At 63.9% G+C, this 15,601-nt stretch carries 16 protein-coding genes; 7 read left to right on the forward strand and 9 right to left on the reverse strand.

Annotated elements, in window-relative coordinates:
* Window positions 1-9 precede the first annotated feature (9 nt).
* The 3 genes from obgE to VMX79_08690 all read left to right on the forward strand — a co-directional run bounded on the left by obgE (window position 10) and on the right by VMX79_08690 (window position 2,665).
* Window positions 10-1,002 carry a GTPase ObgE gene (gene obgE / locus VMX79_08680; protein HUV87174.1) on the forward strand — a complete coding sequence of 331 codons (993 nt, stop codon included), beginning with the start codon at window positions 10-12 and terminating at the stop codon, window positions 1,000-1,002.
* Entirely contained in the window at window positions 983-1,309 is a 327-nt protein-coding gene (locus VMX79_08685) for a hypothetical protein (protein HUV87175.1), read from the forward strand. The genes obgE and VMX79_08685 overlap by 20 nt, the downstream gene beginning before the upstream one ends.
* Window positions 1,310-1,477: 168 nt before the next feature.
* Entirely contained in the window at window positions 1,478-2,665 is a 1,188-nt protein-coding gene (locus tag VMX79_08690) for a glycosyltransferase family 4 protein (protein HUV87176.1), read from the forward strand.
* 13 nt (window positions 2,666-2,678) lie between these two features.
* Here VMX79_08690 and VMX79_08695 read toward each other — a convergent pair whose 3' ends face one another.
* Window positions 2,679-3,557: a YicC/YloC family endoribonuclease gene (locus VMX79_08695; GenBank protein ID HUV87177.1), complete on the reverse strand. Its 879-nt coding sequence runs from the start codon at window positions 3,555-3,557 to the stop codon at window positions 2,679-2,681.
* Window positions 3,558-3,676: 119 nt separating this feature from the next.
* Between VMX79_08695 and queA the strand changes: the two genes are divergently transcribed.
* The gene (queA, locus tag VMX79_08700; protein HUV87178.1) at window positions 3,677-4,708 is read left to right on the forward strand and encodes a tRNA preQ1(34) S-adenosylmethionine ribosyltransferase-isomerase QueA; all 1,032 of its coding nucleotides are present in this window, start codon (window positions 3,677-3,679) and stop codon (window positions 4,706-4,708) included.
* 12 nt (window positions 4,709-4,720) lie between these two features.
* Window positions 4,721-5,398, forward strand: a complete 678-nt coding sequence (locus VMX79_08705; protein HUV87179.1) for a hypothetical protein — start codon at window positions 4,721-4,723, stop codon at window positions 5,396-5,398.
* A 15-nt stretch (window positions 5,399-5,413) separates the two neighbouring features.
* On the opposite strand, the gene VMX79_08710 is transcribed toward VMX79_08705, so the two are convergent.
* Genes VMX79_08710 through rph form a run of 3 tightly spaced genes read right to left on the reverse strand, consistent with a single transcriptional unit; the run spans window position 5,414 to window position 8,242 of the window.
* On the reverse strand, window positions 5,414-6,364 hold the full coding sequence (locus tag VMX79_08710) for a hypothetical protein (GenBank protein HUV87180.1): 951 nt from the start codon (window positions 6,362-6,364) through the stop codon (window positions 5,414-5,416).
* Window positions 6,365-6,397: 33 nt separating this feature from the next.
* Entirely contained in the window at window positions 6,398-7,468 is a 1,071-nt protein-coding gene (tgt, locus tag VMX79_08715) for a tRNA guanosine(34) transglycosylase Tgt (protein ID HUV87181.1), read from the reverse strand.
* Between the two features lie 9 nt (window positions 7,469-7,477).
* Window positions 7,478-8,242, reverse strand: coding sequence for a ribonuclease PH (gene rph / locus VMX79_08720; protein HUV87182.1), 765 nt, complete (start codon window positions 8,240-8,242; stop codon window positions 7,478-7,480).
* Window positions 8,243-8,289: 47 nt separating this feature from the next.
* Between rph and VMX79_08725 the strand changes: the two genes are divergently transcribed.
* A complete protein-coding gene (locus VMX79_08725) occupies window positions 8,290-8,700 on the forward strand; it encodes an OsmC family protein (protein ID HUV87183.1) in 411 nt (136 codons plus the stop codon).
* Window positions 8,701-8,741: 41 nt separating this feature from the next.
* On the opposite strand, the gene murI is transcribed toward VMX79_08725, so the two are convergent.
* The 5 genes from murI to smpB are packed head-to-tail and all read right to left on the reverse strand — an operon-like array spanning window position 8,742 to window position 12,927.
* On the reverse strand, window positions 8,742-9,560 hold the full coding sequence (murI, locus tag VMX79_08730; GenBank protein HUV87184.1) for a glutamate racemase: 819 nt from the start codon (window positions 9,558-9,560) through the stop codon (window positions 8,742-8,744).
* Window positions 9,557-10,171 carry a GerMN domain-containing protein gene (locus VMX79_08735; GenBank protein HUV87185.1) on the reverse strand — a complete coding sequence of 205 codons (615 nt, stop codon included), beginning with the start codon at window positions 10,169-10,171 and terminating at the stop codon, window positions 9,557-9,559. Before VMX79_08735 ends, murI begins: the two co-directional genes overlap by 4 nt.
* Window positions 10,172-10,178: 7 nt before the next feature.
* Window positions 10,179-11,240 carry a DNA recombination protein RmuC gene (locus tag VMX79_08740; protein ID HUV87186.1) on the reverse strand — a complete coding sequence of 354 codons (1,062 nt, stop codon included), beginning with the start codon at window positions 11,238-11,240 and terminating at the stop codon, window positions 10,179-10,181.
* Between the two features lie 9 nt (window positions 11,241-11,249).
* Window positions 11,250-12,482: an N-acetylmuramoyl-L-alanine amidase gene (locus VMX79_08745; protein ID HUV87187.1), complete on the reverse strand. Its 1,233-nt coding sequence runs from the start codon at window positions 12,480-12,482 to the stop codon at window positions 11,250-11,252.
* Window positions 12,469-12,927 (reverse strand): SsrA-binding protein SmpB, encoded by a 459-nt coding sequence (gene smpB / locus VMX79_08750; protein HUV87188.1) that lies wholly within the window; start codon window positions 12,925-12,927, stop codon window positions 12,469-12,471. Before smpB ends, VMX79_08745 begins: the two co-directional genes overlap by 14 nt.
* Window positions 12,928-13,096: 169 nt before the next feature.
* Between smpB and sppA the strand changes: the two genes are divergently transcribed.
* Entirely contained in the window at window positions 13,097-15,436 is a 2,340-nt protein-coding gene (sppA, locus tag VMX79_08755; protein ID HUV87189.1) for a signal peptide peptidase SppA, read from the forward strand.
* The last annotated feature ends 165 nt before the right edge of the window (window positions 15,437-15,601 follow it).

Below are 15,601 nucleotides of genomic sequence, written 5' to 3' on the forward strand. Positions count from 1 at the left end.
GGGTTTGTTGTGTTCGTCGACGAAATTGAGCTCGAGGCGCGGGGGGGAGACGGCGGCGACGGCGCGGTCTCTTTCCGGCGCGAGCGGTTAGTGCCGCGGGGCGGGCCCGACGGCGGCGACGGCGGCCGCGGCGGGTCGGTCTACGCCGTCGGTTGCGAGGCGTTGCGTACCCTCAATCACCTCTCCGGCGCGGAAGTCATAGCGGCCGGGCGGGGCGGCGACGGCGCGGGCCGGAAACGGGCCGGCCGCGCCGGCGAGGACCGAAGGATACGGTTGCCGCTGGGGACGGAAATTAAGACGGCGGAGGGGGAGACGCTGGGCGAGATAATAGAGGGGGGCGACGAGTTGGTATTGGCCCGCGGCGGCCGGGGAGGCCGGGGTAACGTTCGGTTCGCGACGCCCACGCTTCAAGTACCGCGGTACGCTGAAAAGGGTGGGCCCGGCCGGGTCCGGCGCGTCCGCTTTACGCTGAAGATAATAGCGGACGTCGCTCTGGTAGGGGCGCCGAACGCGGGTAAGTCGTCGCTGTTGGCGGCGATGAGCACGGCGCGTCCCAAGGTGGCGGCGTACCCGTTTACGACGCTGGCGCCTCAGCTCGGTATCGTAGAGGTAACGCCCGCCAGCGCTTTCGCCGCGGTCGAAGTACCCGGCTTGCTGGAGGGGGCGGCCGAGGGGCGGGGTTTGGGACAGGATTTCTTGCGTCACGTGGAACGGGCGAAGGTTTTGGCGATGGTCGTCGACGTCGCCGGGTCCGCGCCCGCCGACGATTACGCGACCGTTATGGGCGAGCTGAGGCTTTTCGACGCCCGTCTAATTCCCCGGGTGGGGGTCGTAGTTGCGGCCAAGACGGACCTGCCGCACGGCCGCGGCGCGATGGAAGAGCTCCGGGCGGCCGCCGCCGTGGACGTAGTCGCGACGTCGGCCCTTACGGGCGAGGGCGTGACGGCGTTGAAGAGAGCTCTGTGGGAAATAGTGGAAAGCTATGATCATTCAAGGGCTTAATTACGAAGTTACCGTTGCCGGCGAGCGGTACCATGTCCAGACCGAGAACGTCGGCGATAACTTGGTAACCCTCATATTCAAGGGCGGCGCCGTCGTCGCCCGGGCCAAACAGCAAGTCGGCGCGTTGGAAGGCGCCGGCCGGACCGAGAAGCTACGCCGCCTTATGCAGAGCCAACACGAGTTGATGATAAATAAACTGCGGGAGGGCGAACTGGTCCCGATATCGGCGGAAGAGCAGCGCGTAGTGGACCGGGAGGAGAAGGACCTTATCGCGAAATTCTTGGAGGAATGGGCCGAAGAAGAGTAAGCGCCGCGTCGCGCGCGCAGCCGCCCCCGGGGGCGGTTTTTTTTAACCCGGGCCGGCGGGGGTCGGATAACCGCTACCGGGCCGGGCGCTCGGAGGAGGGAGGTTCCGGTTGTATTAGCGCGGTAAACGGTTTATAATAATAACGGTTTTTGATTTAAGGGAGTAAACGTGCGCCTTTTGATTATCGCGTCGGAAGTACCGTACCCGCCCACGGATTCGAACCGCGCGGTGGTTTTTAACCTTCTCCGCTATTTCCGCGATAGGCACGACGTTACGATGCTGGCTATGACGGTGGGCGACGCGCCGGAGGACGTCGCCGTCGTCCGCGAGATGGTTAAGGAGTTAGTGCTCGTAGAGCACGAAATTTCGAAGACGCCGTTCCGACGATTGTGGAGCATGTTAACCATTTGGCCCTTCGGCGTACTGTTGTACCGCAACCGTAATTTCGCCTCGGCCTTGGAACGGTTGCTCCGACGTAAACGCTTCGACGTTATTATAGGGGGCCACATCAATATGGCCCAGTATACGCTCGAGGTAAAACACACGCCCAAAATTATCGCGCCGTTGGACGCGATCTCGCTATATTATAAACGTCGGCTCGGCTTACCCCTCGACCCGGCGTCGTTCGTCTACTGCCTACTGCAATATTGGAAGGTCCGGCGCTACGAGAGGCGAACCTACCCTCGGTACGACGCCTGCGTGTTGGTGGCGCGTCGCGACGCCGAGGTTATCCGCGAGCTATGCCCCGGCCTCCCCATTTACTTCGCCCCCTCGGGCACCGATATTCCATCCGACAAAGACGTACCGAAAGAGCCTGCCTCCATCGCGTTCTCGGGCGTTATGGATTATCCCCCCAACGTCGACGCGGCGGCGTATTTCGCGAACGAGATATTCCCGTTGGTGCGGCGAGAAGTCCCGGAAGCGAAATTTCACGTGGTGGGCAAAAACCCGAACGCCGAAGCCCGGTCGTTGGGCCGGCGCGACGGCGTCGTCGTCACCGGGGCCGTACCGGACGTCAAGGAGTACTTGAGGCGGGTGCAAGTTTACGTATGTCCCGTGCGGCTCGGCGCCGGGATGAAGATGAAGGTGTTGGAGGCGATGGCGGTATCGCTGCCGGTGGTTTCTACTACCCGCGGCGCGGAGGGTATGGACTTCGTCGCCGGGCGGGAGTTCATCGCCGCCGACGAGCCGGGCGAATTCGCCGCGGCGGTCGTCCGCCTTCTGGGCGACGAGAATTTGCGCGGAGAATACGGCCGGTGGGGCCGCCGGGCGGTGGAACGCAGCTATACGTGGGAAGCCCACGCCCGGGCGTGGGAAGAGGTAATAAATTCGGTCGCCGCCGTGAAGAGGTACTAGCCGGGGCGGCGCATCACTCGACGTTCTGAACCTGCTCGCGTATTTGCTCGAGCAGGTCTTTTATTCCTATGACGGTGGACGCTATGTGGGCGTCTTGCGCTTTGGCCGCGACGGTGTTCGTCTCGCGGTTCATTTCGATCGTCAAGAAGTCGAGGCGGCGTCCCACCCGGCCGCCGCCGGCGACGGCGTCGGCGAAGGCCCGGAGGTGGGCCCGGGTGCGGACGATTTCCTCGCTAACGTCGGACCTTTCGGCGAACAGAGCGACTTCCGCCTCGAGGCGCGATTCGTCGAACGCGGCGTTGGGGGCCAGCTCCGCGACGCGCGCCGCGAGCTTGTCGCGGTAGGCGGCGGTTACTTCCGGCGCGCGGGCGGCTACGTCGTCGACCAGTTTTTCTACCCGCTGCAGCCGCTCGTCGAGGTCCGCGGCCAATTTGGCTCCCTCCGCCTCGCGCATCTCGACGACGCGGGCCAACGCCCCCTCAAGCGCGGCTACGATGCTTTCGGTAAAAACCTCCTCGTCGCGGGCCTCTTCCTCCACGACCAGGAACCATTCCGACGAGGTCAACGCGTCCATCGGGAAGTTGCCCTTCAAACCCAGCGCGTATCGCAGGCGCTCGAACTCGCTTAAGTATTCGCGAGCGAGCTCGACTTCGGCCCTAACGCGTTTCGCCGTCGGCGCCGTCCCTCGCACGGCAACGTTCAGGTGCACGGAACCGCGGCCGAGTTTTTCGCCCACCAGCGCCCGGGTTTTAAGCTCCAACGAGCCGTACTCGCGCAACCCCCGTACGACGACGTCGAGGTGCCGACTGTTTACGGTCGTGACTTCGACAATAATGAAGCCGTCGCCATAGGGGGCTTCGCCGCGGCCGAATCCGGTCATCGATTTCAGCATAGGAAACCTCTAGGTTGACTTTCGCATGGTATCACTATGTCGGCATCTACGCAAGGGTATACGGCGCCGCGTTTTACCTTCAACCGGCGCCCGATTTGTGTTAATATACGTTCCGGCTTATGAAAACCGCCATTATCGATTACGACTTCCCCCGCCAACTTATCGCCCAGGAACCGGCCCCCGAGCGGGACGGGGCCCGGCTTATGGTATGTCGGCGGGAGGGGGGAGCTCCTTCCCACGGTACTTTCGCCGATTTCCCCGGTTTATTGCGGGCCGGGGACGTTTTGGTCATAAACGATACGTCCGTTTACCCGGCGCGGCTTCTGGGTTCGCTGGACGGCGCCGAGGCCGAGCTGCTGTTGCTCAAGAAGTTGGCGCCCGGGCGGTACCGGGCGTTGGCCCGGCCCGCGCGGCGGGCGGGCGTTGGCGCGCGATTTGCCTTCGGCGGCGACGGCCTGGTGGCCGAGGTCGTCGGCGTGCTGGCGGGCCCGGAACGCGTCGTCGAGTTTTTCGGCGTCGACGACGTGGAGGCGGCGGTGGACGCCGCCGGCAGCGTCCCGTTGCCGCCTTATATTAAAAGGCCGGCGGGTACCACGCCCCAGGACGCCGAACGGTACCAGACGGTATACGCCCGGCGCCGCGGCTCCGTTGCGGCTCCGACCGCCGGGTTGCATTTCACGCCCGCTTTGCTGGAACAAATCCGCGCGGCCGGCGTCGACGTAGTCGAGATAACGCTCCATATATCGTACGGCACTTTCAAACCTATTCGCGCCGAAGCCCTCGAAGAGCACGAGATGGAGCGCGAGGAGGCGAACGTGAACCGCTCGGCGGCGCGGGCGATAAGCGCGGCGAAGCTGGAGGGACGTCGCGTCGTGGCGGTGGGCACGACGGCCGTCAGGGCGATCGAGACCGCGGGCGACGACAGCGGCGTCGTGGCGCCCTTCCGCGGCGAGACGGCCTTGTTTATCTACCCCGGGTACCGGTTCAAAGTCGTGGACGCGCTGCTGACTAATTTCCACTTGCCGCGCTCGAGCTTGCTGGCGCTGGTGGCCGCGTTCGCGGGCGTCGAGAACGTATTAGGTTGGTACGCCGCCGCCGTCGAGGAAGGTTACCGTTTCTACTCGTACGGCGACGCGATGTTTATATACTAAGGAGCGGATATCGTGAGTAATACTATTAAAATCGTAGGCGTAGCTGTCTTGGTCGTCGCTTCCGTCGTGTGCTTCGCGCTGGGCTGGGTGTGGCCGGGGGGCGTGCTGGCCGCGCTTACGGTGGTCGTTTTCGTTTGGGCGGCGTTTACTTTCCAGCGGCCGGTGTTGAAAGTTAGGAGCGCCGAGCTGACGTTGAAGCTCCTCGACGCCGACGGCAAAGTGGCCCGTTTCGAGAAGAAGCAGGAACTCGTGCCGATGGCTAAGCCCCTCGCCGACATCCGGGATAGGAACTTGTTTACCAAAGGGCGGTTAGACGACTTCGACGTCACGCCCGGCGAAATCGGCGAGAGGATGAGCGTCGGGAAATATTACATTATCAAAGTAGTGTTCAAACCGCCGCTCGCGCCGGGGGTGCCCGTTTCGCGTAAGTTAGCGTACAATATTTACGAGGCTTTTACCGGCGACGACGTCTCGTTTATGTTCGTCGGCGATTACCCGACCGACGACGTGGTGTTCCGCGTCGAGTTCCCGCCGGGGCGATTGCCCCACCGGGCGCGGGCGTACGTTAAGAAGGAGAACCGCGCGTCCAAACCGGCCGACCTGCAACGCTCGCCCGACGGCGCCGTGCTCGAGTGGCGCGTGGGCCGGATGAGGGCCGGCTCGCAGTATCACGTGGAGTGGACTTGGTAGCGAGGCCGGCGACGTTCACTCGGCCGCTACGCCGGTGGGCATGTTAACTCGTTTGATCGTTAAAACCTTGTCCCCCAAAGGGGAATAGCAGACTATTTCTTCCACCTGGTCGTACGCCACCCACAACCTGCCGCCGCCGTCGACGTCGAGACCGGCCACGCTTTCCGGTTCCGGTATGGAGCCGGTTATTTTTTCGTTATCGGCCGATATCTTAACGATGCCGGCGTAGTGGGTCGCGACCCAGACGGTCCCCCGGGCGTCGTCGACCGCGAGCTGGGCCGGTAGCTCGACCCCGGTCACCTTCCTTTTGAGCCGCCCTTCGCTGTTTATGGCGAAAACCCTGTTGTTGCGGTAGTCGGCAACCCACACCAATTCGCGGGCCGCGTCGTAGGCCAGCGCCCGGGCCTCGTTCACGCCGCTCAAGCTCCGCAGGGTTTTGCATTCCGGCCCGACCAGGCTTAGCGTCTTGATACCGCCGGCCACCCACGCGAGACAGTCGCCGAGAGCCGCGACCGCGAAGGGTTCGTGAAAGGAGCCGGAGCGGAAGACCTCTTTACCGGCCGCGTCGTACTTCGCCACCTGGTGGCCGTAGAAGTCGGCGACCCACACCGAGCCGTCCCCCGCGTCGAGCGAGATAGAAGGTTCGATAGGCCGCTTTTCGAGAAGATAAAGGCGGAGGTTGCTCGTGCCTATGGCGGGGGCGTGGGCCGCGTCGCGGATGCGGAAGGCCTCTTTATCGGCGTCGACGTCGAAGCAGACCAGGCCGTAGTCGTACGCGTCGAGGAACCACAGGCGGCGGCGTTCAACGTCCAACGCCAGCGAGATAGGCCGGCGGTAATCGTCGTAGGTGCGTACGAGTTCGCCCTCGTCCGTATATTGGCGTAAGCCGCCTTCGTAGCCTACCCATACCGCGGCCTGGGCCGCGCCGGCGACGATTATAAGGGCCGTGATCGCTGCTCGGTACATCTCCTCCTATTCTAAGTGCGGAGCGAGCCGCCGTCAATTATTTTCTTGGAGGATTTTTTCGCGAAGGCTGGCGACGAACCGGTGGAGGTAGTTTAAATTGTGTAGGGATACGAGGCGTCCGGCGAGGTGCTCGCCGGCGAGGAAGAGGTGGCGGAGGTACGCGCGGCTGAAGCGGCGGCAAGTGTAGCAATCGCAACCTTCGTCCAGGGGACGCTCGTCGTCGCGGTACGACGATTGGCGTACGTTGGCGCGGCCTTCGGCGACGAGCGCGGTCCCGTGCCGTCCTTCCCGCGTCGGCACGACGCAGTCGAACATATCGACGCCCGCGGCGACCGCCTGCGCGATGTCTCCGGGGCGCCCCACGCCCATGAGGTAGCGTATTCTATCCGGGGGGAGTAACGAGGCCGTGAAGGCCGCGTACTCGGCGGTCTGGGTCGGTTCCTCGCCGACCGAAAGGCCGCCGGCGGCGTAGCCGAAGAAGTCCATCGCGACGAGGTCGGCCGCGCTGCGCTCGCGCAGGTCTTTGAAGAGCGCCCCCTGGACGATGCCCAGTAGCCTTTGCGAGGGCGAGCCGTGCGCCTCGCGGCAGCGCGCCGCCCACGCCGTCGTGAGGGCAACCGCTTTTTCGGCCTCTTGGCGGCTGGTGGGATACGAGGTACAATAGTCGAAGGCCATTATGAGGTCCGCGCCCAGTTGCTCCTGGATGTCGGTCGCGACCTCGGGCGTGAGCCGGAGCAGCCGGCCGTCGACGTGGGAGCGGAACGTCACGCCGTCGTCGTCTACGTCGCGCAGCGGCGCGAGGGAGTGAATTTGGAAGCCGCCCGAGTCCGTGAGGATGGCGCCGGGCCACGACATGAATCGGTGGAGGCCGCCCAGCGCCGCCACGACCTCCGCGCCCGGGCGTACGTATAGGTGGTAGCCGTTCGCGACCAAGATGCTCGTCCCGGCGGCCTCCAGTTCTTCCGGCGCAAGGAGTTTGACCGCCGCCTGGGTGGCCACCGGCATAAAGGCGGGGGTTTTTACGACGCCGTGGGGGGTCGTCAGGAGGCCGGCGCGGCCCGTCGGGCCGGCGGCTTCGACCTCGAACGAGAAAGAGTCGGACATGGGCGCGCTTTACGTACCCTCGTGGGTTCGTATAGAAGGAAGGTCCCTTTCGAAGAGTTGGGCTACGAGCCTGGCCAGCAGCGATGCGCCCTTGTGGGCAAGCGCCAGGAGCTTCTCGAATTCGACGTCGGCGAAAGGCCGTTCTTCGGCGGAGGCCTGGATTTCTACCAACCGGCCCGAGGCCGTGATGGCGCAGTTCATGTCCACCGCGGCGTCGCTGTCCTCGGCGTACGCCAGGTCGAGCAGCAACCTGCCGCCGACGATGCCGGCGGATACCCCGACGATGACTTCGGCGAGCGGGATTTGGCCGCTCTCGTCCGTGATGTGGGCTTTAGCGAGAGCGTCGCGGAGCGCGACGTAGCCGCCGGTGATGGCCGCGGCTCGAGTGCCGCCGTCCGCTTGGATGACGTCGCAGTCGACGACGACGCGTCGGTCTCCCAGCGCCGGCAGGTCCGTTACGGCGCGCAGGCACCGGCCCACGAGCCGTTGTATTTCCATCGTGCGGCCCGGCGGTCGGGCGGTCCGTCCTTCGCGAAAAGACCTTGTATGTGTGGCCCGGGGCAACATAGAATATTCGGCGGTGACCCAGCCCCGGCCGGCGCCCTCGAGCCAGTTGGGGACGCCGGCCTCCACCGAGGCGGCGCAGATGACCTTGGTATCGCCGACTTCTATAAGGCACGAACCTTCGGGGTGTTTTATATACCCGCGGGATATTTTTACGGGCCGGAGTTGGTCCGGTCGGCGGCCGTCGGCGCGGGGTTTATCTACGGGCATAAATACCTCGTTCCGTTTTCGCGTACGGCCTTTTTAAGGAGGTTGAAATGAAGGCCGAAGTCTATATGGTCAAAGGGTTGTCCTTCGTAGGTAAGTCCGACTCCAATCACTGGCTCGCGATGGACGGCCCCGCCGAGCTGCGGGGGGCCGAAGCCGCGTCCCGCCCCTTGGAATTACTCCTTCTCGGCCTCGCCGGCTGTACGGGTATGGATGTCGTTTCCATACTCCTAAAGAAGAGAGCGCCCTTGCGAGCGTTCCGGCTCGAGGTCGACGCGGGCCGGGCCGAAGAACACCCCAAGGTCTTTACGGCGATACATTTGACTTATCATCTCGAGGGCGAGGGGCTCAAGGAAAAAGACGTGGTCGAGGCGATTAGGCTTTCTCAGGAAAAGTATTGCTCGGCGTCGGCGATGCTCTCCAAAGCGTGCGAGATTACGTACGATTATAAAATAGAGTAGCCGCGCGCGTTGCAAGTAAACGTCGCAGGTCGGCGAATGCCCTAGCGAAGCGAGGCCCGGCCTATCTCTACGCGTTCGGTTTTACCCGCCATGTCGGGCCAGATTATCCGGCCTACCCGTTCGAAATCCTCTATAACGTCGGTTACGAAGAATCGCGGCCTGGGCGAAGCGTCCCCGGTCCGTACTTCGCCGCGCGCCGCGAGCAGCTCGCGGGCCGCGGTGGCGGTCGTTTCCGCAGAGTCAATTAACGCGACGGCCGCGCCGGCGACCTCGGCTAAAACCGGTTTCAGGACCGGGTAGTGGGTGCAGCCGAGTATCAACGTATCTATTCCCTGCTCGAGGAGGGGCGCCAGGTATTCCCGGGCTACGGCCTTAACTACCGGTCCGTCCGTCCTGCCCTCTTCGACCAGCGGCACGAAGAGCGGGCACGCCCGGCTGAAGACGGTCGCGCCTTTATCGAGGGCGGCGACGGTGCGGGCGTACGCGCCGCTCTTTACGGTGGCGCGGGTGCCTATGACGCCGATGCGCCGCAAGTCGCTGGCGCCCAGCGCGGCGCGCGCCCCCGGCTCGATGACGCCCCACAGCGGCACGTCCACCATCTCGTCCAGGGAGTCGAGCGCCGTCGCCGACGCGGTGTTACACGCGATAATGACGAACTTGGGCCGGAAGTGTAGCAGGAATTCGACGCATTCGCCGGCGAAGCGCTTAACGGTGGCCGCCGATTTCGAGCCGTACGGGACGCGGGCGGTATCGCCCAGGTATACTATTTCCTCGTGCGGGAGGGCGCGGTTTACTTCGCGGGCCACCGTCAGGCCGCCCACGCCGGAGTCGAATATCGCGATGGGGGCGTCGGCGGTCATTTCTCGGACCGCTCCTCGGGCGGGGGATAGACGTAGCGGCCGAGTTCGCCGTAGATGGGGAAGGCTGAGGCGACGTGGCCGCCTTCGCCCGCCAGCGTCCGGTACGCGCGGCCTTCAACGAGGACAACTACGCTGTCGACCTGGGCGACGTTGGCGGTAACGGTGCGGTAGAGCGAGTTCAACGCGAACAGTTCGCCGGTCGAGCCGAAGCGCTTCGACCGTATGTGTTCGTCGAAGTTTAGGAGAGCCACGCCGTCCCGTATGAAGACCGACTTCAATTGAGCGTCGGCGGGGATAGTGGGCGAGAGAGAGGGCGAGCGCGGGCCGCCGATAAGCGCGGCGACGACGAGGCGGGCTCGCTCCTCGGCCGTCTCGGCCGGGCCGACGTCGTGCCGCTCGGCGACCAGTTTCGTATATTCCTCGTCGGCGAAGAAGATATCCGCGGCCTCGGCGTCGGCCGCCGGGGCTTCCTCTTCTTCGGCCTTCGGCGTTATATGTGAGAGTATTACGCCGCGGTAGCGGTAGGCGCCCCAGACGAGCGCCGCCAGCGCCGCCAGCGCGATAACGGCCGTGGCCGTCTTCCAAAACCTCCGTGAGTCGTTTTTAACCATTATAGGATTACTGGCCGAAGAGCTGCGGCCCCTCGTCGCCGGCTAGAGCTTCGGCCCCCTCTTCTTTCCCCATCTGCCCGGCCGCGGCCAGCCGGTCCCCGAAACCGGCCAACGCCCGGCTCGCTTCGTCGTATTTGTTGCCGGCGTCGCGGAGGTGTTTGCCCGTTACCCGGAACAGTTCTTGGAATTTATTCAGCTCGTCGGCCAGCCGGCGCAGCTCGACGACCACTGCCGCCGCCTTCCCCTCGAGCGCCATCCCCTGCAGGCCGAGCGCAACCGTGACGAGGTACAGGTATACCGTCGACGGCGAAACGGGGAAGACCCGCCGGCCCGCGCCGTATTCGAAGAGATCGGTGTCGGCCACCGCCGTCTGGTAGTAGATATTCTCGGACGGCAAGTACATCAGCGCGAAGTCGTACGTCCCGAGGTCAGGCCGGATGTACTTGGCGGCGATGTCGTCGATTTTACCTTTAACCGCCCGGGCGAAGTCCCGCCGCAAACCGGGCCGCTCCTCTTCGGGGGCGTTTATCATACGTTCGAAGCTCTCCAACGGGAACTTGGCGTCCACCGGGACGTACCTGTCGCCGATTTTCACTACGAAGTCGACGAGCGAGCCGGCCAGCGGGAACTGGCGGTGGTACTGCGAGGGGTGTAATAGTTGGGCGAGAACGTTTTCGAGGAGGATTTCGCCGACCGCGCCCCGTGCTTTGGGCGGCCGCAGCAGCTCCTCGAGCCTTTTGATGTCGCGACCTAGCTCGATTACGCGGCTCGACGACTCGCGGATCTCGCCCACGCCCTGCTGGACGGAGGCTATCGTGTCGCCGGCGCTGGCCAGTTGTTGACTGATGCTCCGGGTGGTGTTGGCCAGCAGGTTGGTGAAGCTGTCAAGGCGAGCGTCCATCGCCTGGCGCAACGCGGTGACGTCGGCGGCGGAAGCGCCCGAGCCCTGCGCCCGGGTGACGTTATCCTCCAGGCGGTGCAGCGAGCCGCGGCCGAGCCAGAGCGCCGCGGCCACCGCGAAGAGTACGATTACGCCGACGACGGCTATCAGAATTTCTATTCCGCTCATAATCGGGCGTTAACGGCCGCCCGCGCCCATTTTCTTCTCGTACGCGTCCTTATATTCTTTTATTCCTTCGAAGACCGCTTCCGCGGCTTTTTGCTGCCACGACGGGTCGTTCAACAAGTCCTCTTCGTGCGCGTTCGATATGAACGCGATCTCCAACAGAATCGACGGCATCTCGCAGCCGACGAGGACGAAGAACGGCGCTTGCTTGACGCCGCGGTCGCGTAGGCCGAGGTTTTTAATCAACTTATCCTGGCAGCAGTGCGCGAGCTCCGACGACTCCTGGAGGTACTCGTTCTGGGCGAGCAGCGAGAGGATGAAGTTAAGGCTGGCGGGGTCGGCGGCGAAGTTCGGGTTTTCGGCCAGGAAGTCTTGGTTCTCGGCTATGGTGGCGGCGCGTTCCCAGTCGTTCCAGGATTGGGAGAGGAAATAGGTCTCGGTCCCGCCGACCTTGGCGTTGAGTACGGCGTTGTTGTGGAGGTCAATAAAGAGGTCGGCGTTGACGGCGTTGGCCAGGCCGGTGCGGTCGCGCATGTAAACGTGGCTGTCGTCGATGCGGGTCATTACGACGCGGACGCCGAGCTTGTCGTGCAGCAGGCGGGCGAGGCGGAGCGAAATGTCGAGGTTGACGTCCTTCTCGAGCGAGCGGTCGGGTCCCTCGGCGCCGCTGAAGCGGCCGCCGTGGCCGGGGTCTATGCATATGGTATCTATTATCGTCGGCGTCGTGTCCGGTTTTATTTCTTTGGCCGACGTGGGGAATTCGCCCTTGGCCGCGACGACCGGTTTTTCTTTAATAGGTTCCGGCGTCTTCTCGGGCGTTTTGGCGGTCGTCGGCTTTTTATATATTTTGAAAAATATTCGGGGCGGGCTTTTAAGCGCCTTCCCCTCGTAGTTTTTGGCGTCTTTGCCGGGCGTAACGTAGATGTACGCCCGCCCTCCGGCCGTGGCCGACGTTACCTTGTTCACGACGCCCACCGGCTCGTCCAGCTTGGCGGCGGACGGCGAGACGGCGCAGTTATCGATAACCAGCGCCAACCGGCCGTCCTTGGTTGCGCTAACTTTAAATAAGGATGGCTTTTGGAGTTTGACGATAACGGCGGTGTAGTCCGTGTAGTTCCGCACCGTAAGGCCGGTCACGTGGTTGGCGGCGCCGGCCGCGGCGGGAACGAACGCGGCCGCGGCCGCCGCGGCGACAACTAGCCGCGAGCACGCGGTTTTAAAAGCCTGCATTTTACCTGGTTCCATTCTTCTTCGTGCGGCGCCGCCGCTCCAGTTTAATTTCGTCTTCCTCAAGGATTTTGTCGCGTTTGTCATATTTTCTTTTGCCCCGGGCAAGGCCGATCTCGACTTTCGCGTAACCTCTTGAAAAATATATTTTTAACGGTACGAGGGTTACGCCTTTTTGCGCTACCGCGCGGGCGATACGGTTTATCTCGGCGCGACTGAGGAGTAGCTTACGCGGCCGCCGGGTGTCGAGGGGGTACGCCGCGCTCTTGTCGTACCGCGCGATGTGGAGGTTGTACAGGAATATCTCGCCGCCCTCCGGCGCCGCGTACGCGTCGCCCAGCGAGGCTCGGCCCGCGCGCAACGATTTGACTTCGGCGCCGGCGAGGACGAGGCCGGCATCGTACGTTTGCAATATCTCGTAGTCGTAGCGGGCCCGGCGGTTGGAAGCGACGACGCGGTTCATCTCGGCCTCTGGTAACGGTTAAATATACGTGAATATATTATCGGGCGCGGGTTTAGTCAAGGAAAATGGATTTGCGGTAGGCCGCGGCGCGAGGTACGTAACGGGTTGCGGAAAACGGGATATTAAGCTACTATACCGCCGTCGCCCTTGTTCGAAAGGAGGTTGCGGCATGAGAAAAACGGCCGGGTTGGTTTTGATAATTATTTTAAGCGCGTCCGCGGCGGGCGCGTTCGACGTATATTCGTACTGGGAGCCGCCGTTCTTCGGCGCCGGCGGCTCGGCGGCGGTCGCCGACGACGCCGCGAGCGTAGCGTTGAACCCCGCGGGGCTGGCCGCGGGCCACGGTTTCAACGGTTACTTTTCTCGATACGTACAAGATCTCGGCCCCGAGAACTACCACGGCTACCTCGACACGGTGCTAGGCGGCTTCGGCTACGACTGGACGTACGCGCGCGACGAGAACATCCGCGCCAGCCGGTTCAGCTGGACGTTCGGCGGGACGGTGTACCGATGGGTCGGCGTGGGTGCGGGCGTCAACCGCCTCGCGGCCTCGAAGCCGTACCTCACCTCCGCGTGGACCGTCGACGCCGGCCTGCTGCTCCGGCCCAACCGGTTCATCTCGTTCGGCGCCGCGGGCCGCAATTTGAACGAGCCCAGGTTCTTGCGTCGGGTGGAAGGGCGGACGTACGTGGCGGCGGTGGGCGTCCGGCCCGGCTGGCAGCGTCTGACGCTGAGCTGCGACGCCGGTTGGCGTGAGCGCGACCCGCTGGACGAGATGAGCGTCCGCGGCGGCGTCGACGTCGAAATACTGGACGGCATAACGCTGGGCGCCGAGGTGGACGACGACCGGAATTTCGGCGTCGGCCTGAGCGTGGAGCTGTCGTACGGCGGCGTAGCCTACGCCGCCCGTTTCGACGAAGGGGGCGAATATAGCGGCGATAATGCCGGCGGCCGATTCAACCTCGAGCGGCGGCGTTCGGTATTTACGCCCCGCGACCACTACGCCGAGTTCGAGCTCGCCGGCGACCTGGTGGAGACCGAACGCGGCTTTTCGCTCTTGGGCGGGCGGGGGACGAGCGGCCGGGACTTGGTCCGGCGGCTTGGACTCGCCCGCGAGGACGATAATATTAAGGGGATACTGGTCCGGGTCCGCAACGTGGATACCGGCTTCGGCCCGGGTATCAGCGCTTTGGCCCAGGAGGTTCGGGCGGAGATAAAGAAGGTCCGCGGCGCGGGTAAAAAGGTTTACGCCTATATTGAGGACGTCAATCGGCCCGCCGGGTATTACATAGCGTCGGCCGCCGACGTCGTCGCGATGCCGCCCGGCGGTTACTTCGGCGGCGTCGGTACCTACTTGACGATGTGGCGTGTTACCAAGCTGACGGAACGCTACGGCGTGGAATGGGATTATGTGACCGCCGGCGATTATAAGGGAGCGTTCCACATAATCGGCGACGACCCCACGCCGGCGATGGAAGAGGAAGTCCGCGAGCTCGTCGACGGCAGCTACCGCCAATTTATTTCGGACGTCGCCGCCGACCGCGGCTTGACGGCGGAGCGATTGCGGGAGCTTTGCGAGGGGCCGCCCTCGACCGCGGCGGCGTGCCGCGACGCCGGCCTGGTAGACGAGATCGCGCGGTACGAGGATTTCAAAGAGATTATCGCGCGCGGAGACGGCGACGACGAACTCCCCACGACGAGCGTTTCGCTGCGCCGGCCCTGGCGGCGGGAGTGGGGCAAACCCAAGTCGGTACGGGTTATTATAGCCGAGGGGTCCATCGTGCCGGGGAGAAGCGGGCGCTCGTTTATAACGGGCGGCCGGACCATGGGCGAGGATACCGTCGTGGGCCAGTTGCGGGAGGCGCGCGAGGACGCGGACGTAGGAGCCGTCGTGCTGCGGGTGGACTCCGGCGGCGGCGAAGCGCTGGCCTCCGAGAATATCTTCCGGGAAATGGTAAAGTGCCGCGAGAGCGGTAAGCCGGTCGTCGCCTCTATGAGCGACCTGGCGGCCTCGGGCGGGTATTTTATCGCGTGCGGCGCCGGGCGCATTTTCGCCGACCCCGCGACGCTAACCGGCTCCATAGGCGTCGTGTTCGCCAAGCCCGCCCTGGAAGAATTCTATCGGAAGTACGGCATAACGCGCGTACCGGTGAAATCGCACGAGCACGCGGACGCGCTTACGTACCACCGCCATTGGACGGAAGAGGAAGAAGCGTGGGTAGCCGGAATAACCCGGGACATATACGTTAGGTTTATGAATATCGTCGCCGAGGCACGGGGTATGGACCTTCCCCGGCTTGAGGAATTGGCCGGCGGCCGCATTTACACCGGCGAGCGGGCGAAAGAGGTCGGCCTAATTGACGAACTGGGCGGCCTTGAGGATGCCATTAATTACGCGCGTTCGGAAGGTAACCTCGCAAAGGACGCACCGGTGGAATACGTCGTCGGGGGCGGCGGTTTCTGGGCGCGCGTCCCGGCGGCGGCGGCGATGCTGTTGGGCGTTAATTAGGCCTTATATTTATATACGGAGGTGCCACGATGGGTAAGGTATCCGTCTTCATAACGGCCGCGTTGGCCTGTTTTATTTTGCTGGCCTGCGGGGCGCCGCCTAAACAACCCGTCACCGGCGCGGACCTGGTCGCGACCGCGGTGGCCGCCCGTTACGTCGTTACCG

This window comes from bacterium, assembly GCA_035529855.1.
GTDB lineage: Bacteria > RBG-13-66-14 > B26-G2 > WVWN01 > WVWN01 > WVWN01.